Genomic DNA, 15,661 nt, shown 5'->3' on the forward strand with positions numbered 1-15,661 from the left:
TAAAGGTTGCAGCCTGCTCAATTCAGATAAAATCATGTATACTAATAGTATTGCTAGATGGAGGGAAAATTATGATTTCAACGGTTTGGAATACAATAAAAAAAGGTGAGCTGGCACCAGTATATCTACTATTTGGTGAAGAAAGCTATTTTATAGATGAAACCATTAAGCGTATAAAAGAAGCGATGGGACCAGAAGAAGCGCTGGAAATGAATACATTTGATTTAGATGAAGTGCCTGTGGACGCTATCATTGATGAAGCGGATACCATCCCCTTTTTCTCCGAACGGAAGCTCATTATTGCTAAAAATACTTCATTTTTAAAAGCAACAGAGAAAGGGAAAGAAAAAATCGACCATGATGTGAAACGGCTGGAAGCATGGTTGTCCAATCCCTCTGATTTTTCCATAACAGTTTTTATTGCCCCTTATGAAAAGTTAGATGAACGCAAAAAAGTGACAAAAATGATGAAAGAACATGCTTTCCTTGTACATGCAGAAACACCTAAAGAACAGGATTTAGCCGTATGGATTCAAAGTATTGTCAAGGCACAGGGCAATAGCATCACACAAGATGCAATCGAACTTCTTGTGACGATGGTTGGGGCGAACATGCTTCAATTACAAATGGAAATAGACAAGCTTACTCTTTATCTAGGTGAAGGTGGAGAAATCACGGTACCGTTAGTGGAGGATTTAGTGGCAAAAACATTGGAGCAGGATGCCTTTAAAATGCTCAATGCATATTTGGCCAATGATTCGGTAGGTGCTTTGTCAATTTATCATGATTTATTGCGACAAAAGCAAGAACCTATTATGCTTGTTGGACTACTTGCATCTAATGTTCGTACCATGTCGAATGTTTTTTATTTGTTGAAGAAAGGGTATCATCCACAACAAATCGCCAAAAATTTAAAAATTCATCCGTATCGTGTCAAATTAATGACTGAGCAGCGTAATCGTCCTACAGAAGAAAGTTTACTGAGAGCATTATATCAACTAGCAGAGGTCGATTTACAGCTGAAAACGACAGGGGGGAATCGGGAACGATATTTAGAGCTCTTTTTACTACGTCAACTTTAAATACAACAAGCTGTCCAATAATGGACAGCTTGTTGTATTATCTATAAAAATTAAAAAGACCAGCTACTCTTAATAGAGTAACTGATCCTTTAAACAATTACGCTTTTTTAGCAAGGCGAGACTTTTTACGAGCCGCCGCGTTTTTGTGGATAAGTCCTTTTGAAGCTGCTTTATCTAAAGATTTGTAAGCTGCTTGTAAAAGTTCTTGTTTGTTTTCAGCATTTTCAGCAACAGCGTTTTCAGCTTTTTTCACTGTAGTACGCATTGCAGATTTAGCTTGAGAATTAGCAATGTTAGCTTTTTCGTTAACTTTTACGCGTTTAATCGCAGATTTAATGTTTGGCATATATTTCACCTCCTAAATTAGGTACGAGATGATATCTTCTCATTGATTTCTTGTGTCAATACAACAAAAATCATTTTAACAAACGCTAGGCTAAATTGCAATAGATAAATGCAAAGAATATTTACTTGACAGTTTGAACAAACTACTGCTTGAGGTGATCTGTATGCAAAATTTTAATTGGTATCGGACAGATTTAATCGATGAATCTGAAGAGGTAGTTGTCCATCAGACAAAAGAACAAAAAGAAAGACTTAAACAATCGAGTGGCGTTCAAATTGAAGATCGAACAGCCGGTCGAGTGAAAATTACGGATGTACTAGTGGATGCTGAAGGTGAAAAGCAAATTAGCAAAAAAGAAGGTCAATATATTACACTTTCTGTACCGACGCTGACATTAGAAGATCAGGATGGATTTACACAATTGGAGCAAGAATTGCTTGGGAATTTTAAAAAAATGCATGAATCGCTCTCCTGGCAAGAGAACGATAAAATTTTAATTATCGGTTTGGGCAATCGCACCATTACCCCTGATGCAATTGGTCCCTATCTGATTGATCATTTGCATAGTTTAGATGCGATCGATGATAAATTTGTTATGTATGCCCCAGGCGTCACAGGACAAACCGGCTATGAAACAGGAGAGTTTGTAGCTGCCATTGCTGAGCGGCTAAAACCCAAATTAGTCATTGTCGTCGATGCACTTGCTACAAGAGCTAGTAATCGACTCTGTAAAACCATTCAATTAACGAATACAGGTATACATCCAGGTTCAGGTGTAGGTAATCAACGGCAAGAAATTTCCTATGAAATGCTTGGCATTCCTGTAACAGCCATTGGCATACCAACAGTGGTAGATGCCCCAGTATTAATTGCTGATGCTGTAGAAGTCATGCTGCGTTCAATAGCGGCCCGTGTAGCTGAACGTAGTAATCCTTCATCGAAGCTATCATTATCCTCCTGGCAACCAAATATCGACAAGGAACTTGACATGTCGTTAGTAGAACCTATTTTCGGTGAATGGGCGACATGGACAAAAGAGGAACGTCAGCAGTTGTTTGAAGAAACCTTCGCAGGCTCGCATAGACAATTGATGGTAACTCCTAAAGAGGCGGACTACTGGATAGATCGCTATGCAAATTTAGTAGCTTCGATGCTCATGAACTGGGCAAGCGATTTATAAAAAATAGCTAGTAATCGACCTTGATATATGCATAAATCAAGAAAAATTTTTACGTTCTAAAAGACACACCCCCTCCATACGATATGGGGAGGAGGGTGTGACTTTGCTAAAAAAACTACAATGGTCATTTGGTATATTATTGTTCTTTTTCGTATTACCTGTCATTGCTGGGCAACTTCCGTTCAACAAGCAAGCATCGACTCCGATTAAACAACCTGAAGATAAACAAGTCGTGTTTGCCGCTACTAATCTAGAAGAACAAAATGTACTTGAACAAACGAAAGAGCCCGAACCAGATTTAGACCCGTTTAAAGTGTTAGTATTATTTACGCATACTTATGAAGCATACGAACCGATGGTAAAAGCTGTGAGTGGTAAGGTAGCGACTTCTCATGAAACGGTCAATATTATGAGTCTAAAGGATAAGATTGTGAATCATTTTAATGTAAATGGCTTAAAGACAGATGTTCTTGATGTAGATATTATGAAAGAATTGCAAGCACAGGGTAAGGGATATCACCAATCCTATGACGTAATGAGACCTTTTCTTAGTAAGCATCTAGAAACAAATAATTATGATTTAATATTAGATTTACATCGTGATTCTTTAAAACATGATCTTACAACGATCTCATATAATGGGGAAAACTATGCGAAAATCGCTATCGTTGTTGGGGCAGAGCATGCTAATTACCGCTGGAACACAGCCTATGCAGAAAGTTTATCATCCACATTGAATGCCATTGTTCCGAAAATATCAAAAGGTGTTATTTCCAAAAGTGGAGATGGTGTCGATGGAAGATACAATCAAGATTTAGGAAAGCAAATGATGATTATTGAAATTGGTGGGATTGGCAATACAGAAGAAGAGGTAAATCGAACGATTGCAGTAATCGGGAAAGCCATATCAAAAGCATTTGTTAATGATTCAAAAAAATAAAATTATTATTAAAAAAGTGAGGCTCTTGTAGGCTCACTTTTTAATATTCTATCATAATAAATTTTCCAGAAAAAAATCTAATTATTGGGCTTTCCATTGCTCAGTTCTTGTCTTATAATTTTCAAGTTGGCTCACGATTTTAATGAATGAAGGCATATGCAAATAAGGTGAAAGAGCTTTTGTAGTATCTACCATTTATGGTAATGCCTTTTTACACATACATATGTAGAGGATGAATTTTTTTAAGAGATTAGAAAAGTAATGACATTCAATATTTATCTAAAACTTTTATCGTTTCTCAAACGTCAAACATATAAGTGAACAAACTAAAAAATTTGAGAGGGGATGATGTTCAATCAAGATATTTCATTACTTGACAACAGGTTTTATAGATTATTGAAGGAAGGAATAGTATGTCAGGCAAGTCATTAAATCATCGTTACATTCCTGGACTAGACGGGATTCGAGCATTAGCCGTATTAGCAGTTATTGCTTATCATTTTAACTTCAGTTGGGCTAGAGGTGGCTTTTTAGGAGTTGACATCTTTTTTGTACTATCAGGCTATTTGATCACCTCTACCATTTTACCTTTAAAGGGCAACCAATTAACAGTCAGTCTAAAGAAATTTTGGATTGGACGATTTAGACGTTTACTACCAGCTGCCTACGTTATGATTATTACATCGTTTGTTTGGGCAATGCTCTTTCATAAAGAGCTTCTTCATACATTACGTGGAGATGCACTGTCTTCTATTTTCTATTCAAGTAATTGGTGGTTCATCTTTCATAAACTCTCTTATTTTGATAGTTTTGGTTCTCCATCACCCTTAAAAAATTTATGGTCATTAGCCATTGAAGAACAATTTTATGTGATTTGGCCATTGCTCTTAATGATTGGGCTTTATGTTGTGAAAAAACAAAGTAAACTAGCAAAGATTGTTTTTATTGGTGCTATTTGCTCAGCATTATTAATGGCGACACTGTACCAGCCAGGTGCTGATCCAAGTCGTGTATATTATGGAACGGACACACGCTGTTTTGAATTATTAATTGGCTGTTGGTTAGCGCTTGTTTGGCCAATGAAAAGACTATCAGCACAAAAACTTTCAATAAGCCATATGAAGAAGTTAAATGGTATAAGCTTTATTACGTTTACTATTTTTCTTGTCAGCATTATGTATGTTGATGAATTTCAAACATTCCTCTATAGAGGGGGGATGTTCCTATTTTGCTTGAATGCAGCAGTATTAATTGCTTGTATTTGTCACCCAGTCAGCATTTTGGGGAGAATGCTTGCGTGGAAACCACTTTGTTGGATTGGCTCACGATCCTACGGAATTTATCTTTGGCATTATCCTGTCATGGTTTTAGGTACACCTATACATGAAATTGGTAACCCCTCCTATTGGCGAATTGCGCTTCAGATAATACTCATCGTGACGATTGCAGAACTTTCCTATCGCTTCATTGAAATGCCTATCCGTAAAGAAGGATTCTGGGCATATTATCGAAAATATCTAGTCTTTAATAAAAATAAATGGGAAAGCCTCACATTTTCAAGAAAAGTATCAGCTGTCATGGTTCCGCTTTTCCTCCTTGTGTTTTTCACAGGGATCACAGGGGTTGTGGGGGAAGGCCAGCAAAGTTCAACGGATTCGTATCCAACTGCCGTTAAAATTAATGGAGATGCACCTACAACCAATCAAATAGAACATGACAAACAACCAGACACACCGAACGACGATCCTTCGACTAATAAGGAAGATGTGGCTGATGTTCCAGATATAGAAACACCAAAGCCAGAAGAAAACGAAGCGAATGTTGCGCCTGAGAAAGATGATTTTTATCAAAACATACTGGCAATTGGTGATTCGGTTATGATCGATATAGCAACGAGCTTACATAAGGTTTTTCCGAACATTACAATCGATGGGAAGATAGGTCGTCAAGTTTCACAAGCTGTCAAACTAGCACCAAATTATGCGAGTTTTAATCAAGCCAATCATGCAGTAATTATCCAATTGGGGACAAATGGCTATTTTACGAATGACCAAATAGATACACTTCTTGGGGCATTTGCAAATGCAGATATTTATTTAGTGAATACACGTGTGCCCCGTTCATGGGAAGGGAAAGTGAATGAAGCTTTACTTCAAAAAGCAGAGGAGCATGAAAATATTACACTAATTGACTGGCATGCCGCAGCGCTTAATCATCCAGAATATTTTGCTCCTGATGGTGTTCATTTAGAGAAAAAAGGTGTAGAAGTTTTAACAAATCTTATTCAACAATCCATAGACAATTAAAGTAATGTAAAAAGTCAGTATACACAGCTTTGTCTGAGTAACTGACTTTTTTTACATATCAAAAGTTGTTTGAATTGCTAGAAGAAAAAATAGTAAGTATGTTTCAATCTAAGGAGTTTTTATCCATTTGTAAAAATGTTAGAGGGGAAACAGCTTGCTTAATTATGGCTAGAAAAGGTAAATATTGTTGGTGGCTTTCAGTTGGAGATTGTATTTTTTATTTATGCCATCCTGAACTATCTACACTCGGTCAATACCAAGTCAATCAAAGACAAATTTTTGAATGGATTGGACAAGTTAACACATTCGAACAGGATGTACCATGCTATAGTGTGGGAATTAAGGAATTAAGGAATTAAGACAAGGAGAAAATTGCTTTCTTCTAACGACTGATGGGTTAATTGAATGCCCGAATGAACCTTATGCAAATCCGAAAGATATTTTTAATTCTTTCATTTTCCCTCATGATGATGAAAGCATCCGATCCATATTAAGAAACATCCAAGCTAACAATGTCAGAGATAGCACAACAATTGTTTTTTGGAAAGTTATTATATCAAAGGAAGCCGCTAAACCAAGTAATCAATAAGTTGAATTGAAATCATATAAAAAAGAGGTGAAAAGTAGATCTCTTTTTTATATGATTTCATGTATAATAATACGGCTAGTAAATTTACATACGTATTAGACACATTGATTAGCATTTCTCCTCAACCTTTCACTCCAACCCCAACTTATTTATCTGCATTTATATACTTCATACTGTAAAATCTAAAAACAGTAGTAAACATTGAAAGTATTGATAGTATAGGCTTTCTAGTCCAGTTGCTGTTGTACTTTGCATACCGTTCATAGTATAATTCATTATAGTTTAATTAGGAGTGGAAAAGATGAACCGAGAAGCACGTTTAAAACGACAAGAGAATATTCGAAATTTCTCTATTATTGCACATATTGACCACGGGAAATCAACGCTTGCTGACCGTATTTTAGAGCAAACAAAATCATTAACATCCCGTGAAATGAAAGCACAGCTCCTCGACTCAATGGATTTAGAGCGTGAGCGAGGTATTACGATCAAACTAAATGCAGTTCAATTAAAGTACGAAGCGAAAAACGGCGAAGTGTATACATTCCATTTAATCGACACACCTGGACACGTCGATTTCACATATGAGGTTTCCCGTAGTTTAGCTGCTTGTGAGGGTGCCATTTTAGTAGTGGACGCTGCACAAGGTATTGAAGCGCAAACACTTGCAAATGTTTATTTAGCCCTTGATAATGATTTAGAAATTTTACCTGTTATTAATAAAATTGATTTACCAGCAGCAGATCCTGAGCGCGTACGCCAAGAAGTGGAGGATGTTATCGGGTTAGATGCATCTGAAGCAGTATTAGCTTCTGCTAAAGCAGGTATTGGCATTGAGGATATTTTAGAGCAAATCGTTGAAAAAGTACCAGCACCAACAGGTGATCCGGACGCACCTCTACAAGCTTTAATTTTTGACTCAGTTTATGATGCCTATAAAGGTGTTATCATATCTATTCGTGTTATCAACGGTACCATAAAGCCGGGTGATAAAATTAAAATGATGGCAACAGGTGCGGAGTTCGAAGTGATTGAAGTTGGGGTACATACACCAAAAGTTGTGCCACAAGATGAATTAACGGTTGGGGATGTAGGTTACTTGACAGCATCCATTAAAAATGTAGGCGACACACGCGTAGGGGATACGGTAACCTATGCTAATCGTCCTGCAACTGAACCTTTAGCAGGTTACCGTCGCTTGAACCCAATGGTTTACTGTGGCTTATACCCAATCGATACAGCTAAATATAATGATTTACGTGAAGCTTTAGAAAAATTAGAGCTAAATGACTCGGCTCTACAGTATGAGCCTGAGACATCTCAAGCACTTGGTTTTGGTTTCCGTTGTGGATTCTTAGGATTACTACATATGGAGATTATCCAGGAGCGTATTGAGCGTGAATTTAATATTGACCTAATTACAACAGCGCCGTCGGTAATTTACGAAGTCCATATGACAGATGGTTCTTCCATCAAAGTAGATAATCCATCCTTTATGCCAGATCCGCAAAAAATTGATCGTGTTGAGGAACCATATGTAAAAGCTACAATTATGGTGCCAAATGATTATGTTGGAGCGGTCATGGAGCTTTGTCAAATGAAGCGTGGTAATTTCATGACAATGGATTATATTGATACATCTCGTGTAAGTATTATTTACGAAATGCCTTTAGCAGAAATTGTTTATGATTTCTTTGACTATTTGAAATCCAATACGAAGGGTTATGCATCATTTGACTATGAACTAATTGGTTACCAGCCATCTAAATTAGTGAAAATGGATATTTTACTAAATGGTGAGCAAGTCGATGCATTAAGCTTTATCGTACACCGTGACTTTGCATATGATCGTGGTAAAATTATCGTTGAAAAACTAAAGGAATTAATCCCACGTCAACAATTTGAAGTGCCAATTCAAGCAGCAGTTGGACAAAAAATTGTGGCGCGTTCAACAATTAAAGCTATCCGTAAAAACGTTTTAGCAAAATGTTACGGTGGGGATATCTCACGTAAACGTAAACTTCTTGATAAACAAAAAGAAGGTAAAAAACGTATGAAACAAGTAGGTTCAGTCGAAGTTCCTCAAGAGGCATTCATGGCTGTACTGAAGATGGATGATACGAAGTAACGTTGAAATAGCAGTGTTTATAGGGGTTTGAAATAAGTGTTTTTATATCAATTTGGTGGGGTTCCCCACCAATTCCCCACCATAAAAAAATACGTTAGAAATTCTTTTCTTATATATCTTGAGCAAATGAATCAAAGATGTTTGCCGCATCTCTAGCCATTTTCTCAGTGAGGTGGACATAGCGATCTTCTGTGACAGCAGCTCTGCTATGTCCTAATCTTTTTTGGACGGTTTTTATTGGCTGTCCACTTTCAATTAACATTGTTGCATGAGTATGACGTAAAGAATTGTAATTGAAATCGATGCCTAGTTTTTTTCTTATTAATTCTCTTGTTTGATACTTTATAACAGCAGGGGTGTAATGCTCTCCATTTTCTTTTTTACAAACAAAATCATGATCAGGGTCTTGAAGTTAAAATTCTCCATACTTTAATCGATTTTCAATTTGTTTCTTTTTGGCTTTCTTTAATATCTCCATTAAAGTTCTGCCAACTGGAATAGTACGATATCAGGATTTAGATTTTGGGGTAGCAACAACCCATTTAAAATATTCTTTTCCATTTTCATCTGTAATCTTTTTATTAATTAATTGCTGTTCAATTGCTACTGTCATTTCATCGAAGTTTATATGCTTCCATTCAAGTCCACATAATTCTCCAACTCGAACTCCACAATGAAATCCTATATGAAATGGTAAATAGAATGGATGATCCTCATTTACTTTCTCATTCAAGAGTCTTAAATTTTCTTTTGATTGTATTTTTATATCATCTTTAGTCGGCTTACGGTCCTTTTCTTTTAATAACTCAACATATTGCATTGGATTTTCATTTATATACTTATAAGGATAAACAGCTTGCTTCAATGATTTGTTGAGTATTCCTTGTATGATACTAATTGTTTGTCTAGCCAGCCCTTCCCGTACTTTTAAATGCATGAATTGTTGTAAAACATGTGGGATAAGAGATTTCAATTTATATTTACCGATGTGTGGCAAAATGTGATTTTTAATCGTAATTGTACGTATTCTATTTGCTAGAACATAAGAAAATCATGTAAGGTCAAATCACGCCTAGCATGGGACATCGCTGTTTGCCCGCCACAAACTTTGTATGATGTAACAACACTAAGTCGAGTAGGGGCTATTGCACGAAAGCTTGGCATTACATGGGGTGGAGATTGGACAGGTAATATTGACCGTCCTCACTTTGAAGTTAAGTCGAATTGGATTATGCCAAAAGGATACAAAATTGAAGGACAAGTGATTATTCCAACCAATAGCAAATATCAAGTGCAGTTAATTGTGGAGGACAATAAACCTAAACCAATTGTAAAGGATGATGATAAAATGCAATTTACAAATGAAACTCTAAAAGCTGCAGTTCGTGACTACCTCAAACAAGCAGTGGACAAAAAGCTTATTGATAAATCACATCTTGAAAAATTTGACGCTGGTACACTGACTAACGGTGATTTAAAGGGATTGGAAATTATCATTGCACAACGTAGCGCATGACATTAAAGGACCGTTACCTTAATTGGTAATGGGCTTTTTTTAATACTTGATGGTATAATATAGGAATAATAGGGAATTTAAGGATGTGAATTCATGAAATGTAAACATTTCTTATATATTATTTTAAGTTTGAGTATATTGAATGGATGTAGCAATCATGATGAGTTGGAAAAAGGAAGAGCAACCTTCACTGAAGGAGATGTAACTCTATTGGCTAAGTATGAAAATTTAACAAAAAAGTCGCAAGAAGCATTATTAGAGAAGTTAGATGACAATAATATAGATTATGTAATTGATAATCTAGGATCTGTGTTTGTAAGAACAAAAGATATGGACAAAGCCGTTTCGTGTTGTAAGCAATAATATATAGATTTTTATTTCCACAGATTTCACTTGATAAAATACGAACCAAAATAAAAACTAAGATAACTTAATTGTTGTCTTGGTCTTTTTTTTTCCACAAATTAATACTTGTCAAAATACAAACATCTGTTCTATAATAATACAAACGAATGTTCCTATTGAGAGGTGTGGGATGATGAAAGAACAACTTGTTAAAATGGGCCGATCAAGATGGATAATGTTAAATATAGGCAAATATATAGTCTTCAATCCTAATTTAGCATAACCTATAGCGAAATCGATAGGAGGAAAAAATATGCGCGATTATTATGATCAATATGACAGAGACAGATACGATGATGACTACGAATATGATTATGACAGTTATGGAAGACGTCGTAGAAGACGTCCTCGTTATCAATACCCATTTTACCCATTCTTTCCATTCTTTCCGTTCTATCCACCATACTACCGCCAACCATACTACCGCCAACCATATTACCGTCCATATGGCTACTAATATAAATATAATAGTAAATCAAGGAAAAAATCGCTCCGCGCGGTTTGTACAGGTGAAGGACTCTTCTTCAGAAGTTGTATAGGATGAAATGTTATTCTGTAAATGTCTTGTACAAAAACAGATAAAGACCAGGCGCTCAATTGAAAGTGAACTGCACCCCGTCAAGTAGACAGTGGAAATAATAAAAATTGTATTAAGCGGCTTGAGACCTGAATTCTAAAGGGCTCAAGCCGTTTAATCGTTTCTGGTAGCGATAGTGATTATAAAAATGAATATAGTCATCAATCGCTAGTTTTAACTCTTCATATGAATCGTACTTATGTAAATAATACTTCTCACACTTCAGTGTGCCCCAAAATGATTCAATTGGTCCGTTATCAATACATCGACCAACACGCGACATACTTTGCGTCATATTGGCTGTGTCCATGATTCGCTTAAATTCCTTCGATGTATATTGAAAACCTCGATCACTATGTATTAATGGCAGCTCGCCTGATTGTAATGATTGAATGGCTGATTTAATAGTTTTGAAAACAAGGGAATTATTATTCGAATGACCCAACAGATACCTCACAATTGAACCATCATATAAATCGATAATTGCGCTTAAATAAGCTTTTTTTCCGTTCCCATACTTAAACTCTGTAACATCTGTACACCATTTTTCTTTTGGCTTTTTCGATGTAAATGCTCGATTTAATACGTTCTCCACCACATGATGAGCAGCAGGCTTAGGCTTAGCGTTATTTTTATTGACTAAATATTAGATGGTGAGTATTTGATTTTATAGGGTTTTTACGGATAATAGAAACTAAGGGAGATGATTCTAAGTTGATAGAAAAAAACGTCAACACCGAAGTTTCAGGAGATATAATAGTTACTCACCTAATAGGTCAAATAAAAATTGAAGATGTTAATGATTGGTTTAATGGTTTTGAAAAGGTGTGTCAGCAATTTATTTCTGAAGGTCGAGAATACAAATTGTTGGTAGATAGAAAAGGATACGTCCCAGACCATTTTTCTGTTCAGAAAGAATGGAAAGATAAGTTTTTTAATAATACCATTCTAAAACACAGCAAAGCAATTGCGTTTCTCCTTGAAGAAGGAGAGATAATGAACCAATTAAAGCAATCCAACACAAAAGAGTCTGTTGAATTTTTCGATAATTACGGACTGGCTTTCAAATGGTTGGTTGAGTATTCAAAATAAGAATCTTTTTATAATTGATGAATGTTTTAACAACAGTAATTCGCCTGCCACTATCAATCTGTGGAGGGCTATTTTTATACAACAAGACCTAAGCAATTGCTGTGCTGAGCAGTGCTATTTATGTGCCCCCCACAGTAATCGTGGAGGGCTTTTATTATGCCAAAGAGGAATATATGATGGATGAACAAATCTTCAACATGTTTTTAAAGGAGGGTGGATATGCTTTCCTTTTTGTGTGGTGCTCTTCTCAACAATGAAAAATAACAAAGAAAGAGAAAAAGAGTATCAAGGGGTTATTAAACAAAATCAAGAAGTTATTTCAGAAAAAGCAAGCGCATTTTCTTCGTTATTGCGGCCATGATGCTTTAGAAAGGGAAATTGCATATATGAATCGCAATAAAGCAAATGCATTCACTTCACATTGGGTAGGTGATGGAGGGCGTGTTGTACAAATTGCGCCAGTAAATCGGCCCAAAGGGTAATCCACTTAGCTATGCACAAGTGGAGCTGGCTCGTACAAATGACAAAGACCAATTTAAAAAGGATTATGTAGCTTATATTTAGCTATTAAGAGAGCTTGCAAAAGAGACTGTACATTGAGGGCTGTATTTGTAGGGGCATATAACAAGTCTGTAGAGCGTTTGGATAACAAGTCGAATCAATCTCTGATTATAGAAGAAACTCATTCCAATGAACTTCCAGTACCTTTCTACAATTGGTTAACTGAACGTGATAACCTTCCACAATCAATAGTGCAAAGTGAACTATCGTTAGATAATTGGCTGGAAGTAGATGTAAATGGAAATGGTTATCCAAATGAAAGTGGTATGAGGTATTATTAAATTACAAAGTAGATTAGTGGATGTAAGGTCTGAAAGGTGGCTTGTGTATGAAGCGTTTAGTTATAGGCATTGTAGTAATTTGGTTGATTTTATTGGCTATGTGGTTTTTAACAACAGGTTCACCAGGTTAGGCTGTTATTGGTTTATCAAACTAGCCAGGCATGTTAATGAAAAATTATCTACTTTGAGAGACGAGGGTAATAAAATGAAATATTTTACTAAGGAATGGCATGAATTGTGTCAAAAAACAGGTTTCCATCTGCTTTTAGAGGAAGAAAAGCAAGCTGAAACATTTTCAGAAGAATATTTTCAACAGCTTTACCACATTGAATTAAATAGTTGGCTTACTTTACAAGAAGAAGCTAATTTAATATTAAAATCTAACGAAACAGCAAACAGAGATGATGATAATAATAACTATAAACCTTTTAATAAAGAAAAGGGAATAGAACAATTTCATGATTATTTCATACATAATCATATGTATTTAAAAAAGCAATTACCAGAAACAATAGTTAAACAGATTGCAGATATAAGGGTGTTTGCTTTTGATAAGGCAACTCATAATGTAATAAATGCTGTAACTCAATTTTGCGAGGAAAATGAAAGAATTGTAACCACAGTAATTGAAGCTTACAAAAGATATATAAAAGAAAACTCAACATTACTGGATATAGAAATTGATGGGGATTTTAGCTTCCATGATTGCAAAATTATAAAATCAATTAAGAATGATAAATCCTTAAAATTACTCCTTGATAATAAAGGGAGTTATACAAATATAGATGAGGTCATATTTGAAAATTATAATATTATCAAACAGGATGATTTGTTAGAAGATTCATGGTGGCTGTATGAGGAAATATATAAAGTGAATGACAAATATGAATTTCACGTCTTGCTACTAAATGAAACGATGGATTTAATTGATTTTATTATATCATCTGAACAAATTTCCTTTATAAGTAATAAAAATAATCTTTTATAGTAAACCGAGGGCGTTTTTGTATTAAGTCGAAGCGAAGATATTTAAAAAATAAAGAGAAGCCTTATTAAGCAAACGGGTGATTTAATAATTCGTAAAAAGACCACTCCGTGATGAGTGGTCAAAATAGATAAAATGCTAAATAATCTTTATATTACAATGAAGTTGACTTACCTTTTTTCTCATCAATAATAAGGTCTTCTTCATTTGGGCGTGGGAGTTCAGTATGTCCTTCACGCTCATTAGTTTTTTTAATATTACCTTGATCTGCTCCTCTAGAAAATGTTTGTTTTATTAGCTCGTCTGTTGCAAATTCTGTATTTTTTTTATCTCTTTTCATTTCGACACCTCCTAAAGATATTATTTAACTTATCCAATAAAATATCCCTTGTTTATTTCAACTTCACACCTAAAATTTTTTCATTCAGACCACTCCGTTATGGGTGGTATTTCTGTTTATATTCCCACCAGTAGTAAAAAATAAATAGAGATAAAATGAATATACAACTAGATAAAATTAGATAAAAAAAACCGGCAAACCCTTATATATCATAGGATTGCCGGTTCTATAGACTTAATATAAATAATTTGAATATGTCTATTAAGCATCTCAAATGAGGTGCTTTTTATTATGTAATTAACTATGAATTGCGGAGGGGATGAATTAACTAATAGGATCACCTGGGGAAAGTGACCCTAAAAAATAGAGGTGTAAGGATTATTTAAAATTACTGCATTGGAGGATTTTGTTTTTACGGTATGGATCAATATCTTTGATTCATTAAAAATTAATATGAATTATACATGAAAGCAGCTCCAACAATTATCAGAAGAATGAATAGTACAACAATGAGTGCAAATCCTGCGCCACTACCGTAACCACCGTTACCGCCATAGTTTTGGGACATAATAATGTACCTCCTTTCTTTAAATTTATTATATGTATGTTTTTCAATTGAGTTTGTGGTAACTGTCCTGGGAAACATCAGAAAAAAATTGAAAGATTTTCATCAAGAACATAATTCAACACAGAACAAAAAGCTAATTCTTGCTGAAGACAAGCTTTATCAAAAGCCAAAAGATTTTGATAAAACGATTGATGAATTCTATTCACTTTGAACAGTGATTTAAAGATCTTATCAGACATGCGTTATGGGGATACAGAAAAGAATTGTTATGAATGGAAAGACATTGCAGAACGATTGTATATGTCGCGCAATGCTACTTAGACGTAATGCATTAATTGATGAAACAGCCAAACAGGTAGCATGTCCTTAATATATGAAGAATAATATTAATGTAAATGGAAAGGTTGAGAAGGGGATGGGCGTTATTGGATTATTAAATATTATTATGAGTGCATTTGGGATTACCATGATAACATTGTTTATTTTTCTTTGGACACTTGATGAAGACAAATGGAGTTTAAATGGTATATGTTCTTACGCAGTTCCTACAGCGTTGGTTTATTTTGTTATTTTTGTTTTTATATAGAAGTTAGAAATTTTTAGTATTCAATTTATTGAACTTCTTAACACTAGCGAAGTTCACAAAATCTATAGTAAATTGATATCAAGTTTTATAAAAAGCGTACGGAAATACACTAACAAAAAAATATAAAGAATTGGCTGGAGTGGTGAAAAAACCACTCCATGATGACCAGAGCGATTCCA

Annotated in this window: 17 protein-coding genes and 3 pseudogenes; 13 read left to right on the plus strand and 7 right to left on the minus strand. The window is 35.0% G+C overall.

All coding sequences use genetic code 11. The annotated features are described in order from the left end of the window. The first annotated feature begins 71 nt into the window (after positions 1-71). Positions 72-1,082, plus strand: a complete 1,011-nt coding sequence (gene holA, locus AO843_RS00835) for a DNA polymerase III subunit delta (RefSeq protein WP_054609264.1) — start codon at positions 72-74, stop codon at positions 1,080-1,082. Between the two features lie 97 nt (positions 1,083-1,179). On the opposite strand, the gene rpsT is transcribed toward holA, so the two are convergent. Further along, on the minus strand, positions 1,180-1,428 hold the full coding sequence (gene rpsT / locus AO843_RS00840; RefSeq protein ID WP_054609265.1) for a 30S ribosomal protein S20: 249 nt from the start codon (positions 1,426-1,428) through the stop codon (positions 1,180-1,182). A 163-nt stretch (positions 1,429-1,591) separates the two neighbouring features. Between rpsT and gpr the strand changes: the two genes are divergently transcribed. From gpr to lepA, 5 genes are all read left to right on the plus strand, one after another. Next, the gene (gene gpr, locus AO843_RS00845; RefSeq protein WP_054609266.1) at positions 1,592-2,608 is read left to right on the plus strand and encodes a GPR endopeptidase; all 1,017 of its coding nucleotides are present in this window, start codon (positions 1,592-1,594) and stop codon (positions 2,606-2,608) included. A 97-nt stretch (positions 2,609-2,705) separates the two neighbouring features. Further along, on the plus strand, positions 2,706-3,548 hold the full coding sequence (gene spoIIP, locus AO843_RS00850; protein WP_231630040.1) for a stage II sporulation protein P: 843 nt from the start codon (positions 2,706-2,708) through the stop codon (positions 3,546-3,548). Positions 3,549-3,961: 413 nt separating this feature from the next. Next, positions 3,962-5,854 (plus strand): acyltransferase family protein, encoded by a 1,893-nt coding sequence (locus tag AO843_RS00855; RefSeq protein ID WP_054609268.1) that lies wholly within the window; start codon positions 3,962-3,964, stop codon positions 5,852-5,854. Positions 5,855-5,952: 98 nt separating this feature from the next. After that, on the plus strand, positions 5,953-6,213 hold the full coding sequence (locus tag AO843_RS24780) for a PP2C family serine/threonine-protein phosphatase (protein ID WP_054609269.1): 261 nt from the start codon (positions 5,953-5,955) through the stop codon (positions 6,211-6,213). Between the two features lie 531 nt (positions 6,214-6,744). Further along, the gene (gene lepA, locus AO843_RS00865) at positions 6,745-8,571 is read left to right on the plus strand and encodes a translation elongation factor 4 (RefSeq protein ID WP_054609270.1); all 1,827 of its coding nucleotides are present in this window, start codon (positions 6,745-6,747) and stop codon (positions 8,569-8,571) included. 109 nt (positions 8,572-8,680) lie between these two features. Here lepA and AO843_RS25510 read toward each other — a convergent pair. The 3 genes and pseudogenes from AO843_RS25510 to AO843_RS25515 form a co-directional block, all read right to left on the minus strand. Beyond that, positions 8,681-8,965: pseudogene (locus tag AO843_RS25510) on the minus strand (tyrosine-type recombinase/integrase); the annotation flags it as partial. A 114-nt stretch (positions 8,966-9,079) separates the two neighbouring features. Further along, complete coding sequence (locus AO843_RS00870; protein ID WP_231630041.1) at positions 9,080-9,436, minus strand: site-specific integrase; 357 nt, start codon at positions 9,434-9,436, stop codon at positions 9,080-9,082. A gap of 81 nt (positions 9,437-9,517) precedes the next feature. Then, positions 9,518-9,598: pseudogene (locus tag AO843_RS25515) on the minus strand (hypothetical protein); the annotation flags it as partial. Positions 9,599-9,655: 57 nt separating this feature from the next. Here AO843_RS25515 and AO843_RS24425 point away from each other — a divergent pair. From AO843_RS24425 to AO843_RS00885, 3 genes are all read left to right on the plus strand, one after another. After that, positions 9,656-10,087, plus strand: a complete 432-nt coding sequence (locus AO843_RS24425) for a M15 family metallopeptidase (RefSeq protein ID WP_255350361.1) — start codon at positions 9,656-9,658, stop codon at positions 10,085-10,087. A gap of 93 nt (positions 10,088-10,180) precedes the next feature. Next, complete coding sequence (locus AO843_RS00880; protein ID WP_054609273.1) at positions 10,181-10,450, plus strand: hypothetical protein; 270 nt, start codon at positions 10,181-10,183, stop codon at positions 10,448-10,450. A gap of 295 nt (positions 10,451-10,745) precedes the next feature. Then, positions 10,746-10,949 carry a hypothetical protein gene (locus AO843_RS00885; protein ID WP_156313919.1) on the plus strand — a complete coding sequence of 68 codons (204 nt, stop codon included), beginning with the start codon at positions 10,746-10,748 and terminating at the stop codon, positions 10,947-10,949. A 193-nt stretch (positions 10,950-11,142) separates the two neighbouring features. Here the strand turns inward: AO843_RS00885 and AO843_RS00890 are convergent. Beyond that, a pseudogene (locus tag AO843_RS00890) lies at positions 11,143-11,703 on the minus strand (IS3 family transposase); the annotation flags it as partial. A 35-nt stretch (positions 11,704-11,738) separates the two neighbouring features. Between AO843_RS00890 and AO843_RS00895 the strand changes: the two are divergent. From AO843_RS00895 to AO843_RS00910, 3 genes are all read left to right on the plus strand, one after another. Further along, on the plus strand, positions 11,739-12,161 hold the full coding sequence (locus tag AO843_RS00895; RefSeq protein ID WP_156313920.1) for an STAS/SEC14 domain-containing protein: 423 nt from the start codon (positions 11,739-11,741) through the stop codon (positions 12,159-12,161). Between the two features lie 596 nt (positions 12,162-12,757). Beyond that, complete coding sequence (locus AO843_RS00905) at positions 12,758-13,003, plus strand: hypothetical protein (RefSeq protein ID WP_054609276.1); 246 nt, start codon at positions 12,758-12,760, stop codon at positions 13,001-13,003. Positions 13,004-13,208: 205 nt separating this feature from the next. Further along, on the plus strand, positions 13,209-13,991 hold the full coding sequence (locus AO843_RS00910; RefSeq protein WP_054609277.1) for a DUF4085 family protein: 783 nt from the start codon (positions 13,209-13,211) through the stop codon (positions 13,989-13,991). A gap of 151 nt (positions 13,992-14,142) precedes the next feature. Here the strand turns inward: AO843_RS00910 and AO843_RS00915 are convergent, their stop codons facing one another. Beyond that, positions 14,143-14,328 carry a hypothetical protein gene (locus tag AO843_RS00915; protein WP_054609278.1) on the minus strand — a complete coding sequence of 62 codons (186 nt, stop codon included), beginning with the start codon at positions 14,326-14,328 and terminating at the stop codon, positions 14,143-14,145. Between the two features lie 448 nt (positions 14,329-14,776). After that, the gene (locus tag AO843_RS23885) at positions 14,777-14,896 is read right to left on the minus strand and encodes a YjcZ family sporulation protein (protein ID WP_082389353.1); all 120 of its coding nucleotides are present in this window, start codon (positions 14,894-14,896) and stop codon (positions 14,777-14,779) included. A 373-nt stretch (positions 14,897-15,269) separates the two neighbouring features. Between AO843_RS23885 and AO843_RS00925 the strand changes: the two genes are divergently transcribed. Continuing rightward, positions 15,270-15,482, plus strand: a complete 213-nt coding sequence (locus AO843_RS00925; RefSeq protein ID WP_054609280.1) for a hypothetical protein — start codon at positions 15,270-15,272, stop codon at positions 15,480-15,482. Positions 15,483-15,661 lie beyond the last annotated feature (179 nt).

Origin of the sequence: Lysinibacillus sp. ZYM-1, assembly GCF_001308875.1 — a bacterium.
Classification (GTDB): domain Bacteria; phylum Bacillota; class Bacilli; order Bacillales_A; family Planococcaceae; genus Lysinibacillus.

Coding starts and splice junctions, on each gene's coding strand:
- AO843_RS00925 (WP_054609280.1), top strand. CDS start 15,270: ATGAAGAATAATATTAATGTAAATGGAAAGGTTGAGAAGGGGATGGGC.
- AO843_RS00910 (WP_054609277.1), top strand. CDS start 13,209: ATGAAATATTTTACTAAGGAATGGCATGAATTGTGTCAAAAAACAGGT.
- gpr (WP_054609266.1), top strand. CDS start 1,592: ATGCAAAATTTTAATTGGTATCGGACAGATTTAATCGATGAATCTGAA.
- AO843_RS00855 (WP_054609268.1), top strand. CDS start 3,962: ATGTCAGGCAAGTCATTAAATCATCGTTACATTCCTGGACTAGACGGG.
- lepA (WP_054609270.1), top strand. CDS start 6,745: ATGAACCGAGAAGCACGTTTAAAACGACAAGAGAATATTCGAAATTTC.
- AO843_RS24780 (WP_054609269.1), top strand. CDS start 5,953: ATGTTTCAATCTAAGGAGTTTTTATCCATTTGTAAAAATGTTAGAGGG.
- AO843_RS23885 (WP_082389353.1), bottom strand. CDS start 14,896: ATGTCCCAAAACTATGGCGGTAACGGTGGTTACGGTAGTGGCGCAGGA.
- AO843_RS00885 (WP_156313919.1), top strand. CDS start 10,746: ATGCGCGATTATTATGATCAATATGACAGAGACAGATACGATGATGAC.
- rpsT (WP_054609265.1), bottom strand. CDS start 1,428: ATGCCAAACATTAAATCTGCGATTAAACGCGTAAAAGTTAACGAAAAA.
- holA (WP_054609264.1), top strand. CDS start 72: ATGATTTCAACGGTTTGGAATACAATAAAAAAAGGTGAGCTGGCACCA.
- AO843_RS00880 (WP_054609273.1), top strand. CDS start 10,181: ATGAAATGTAAACATTTCTTATATATTATTTTAAGTTTGAGTATATTG.
- AO843_RS00915 (WP_054609278.1), bottom strand. CDS start 14,328: ATGAAAAGAGATAAAAAAAATACAGAATTTGCAACAGACGAGCTAATA.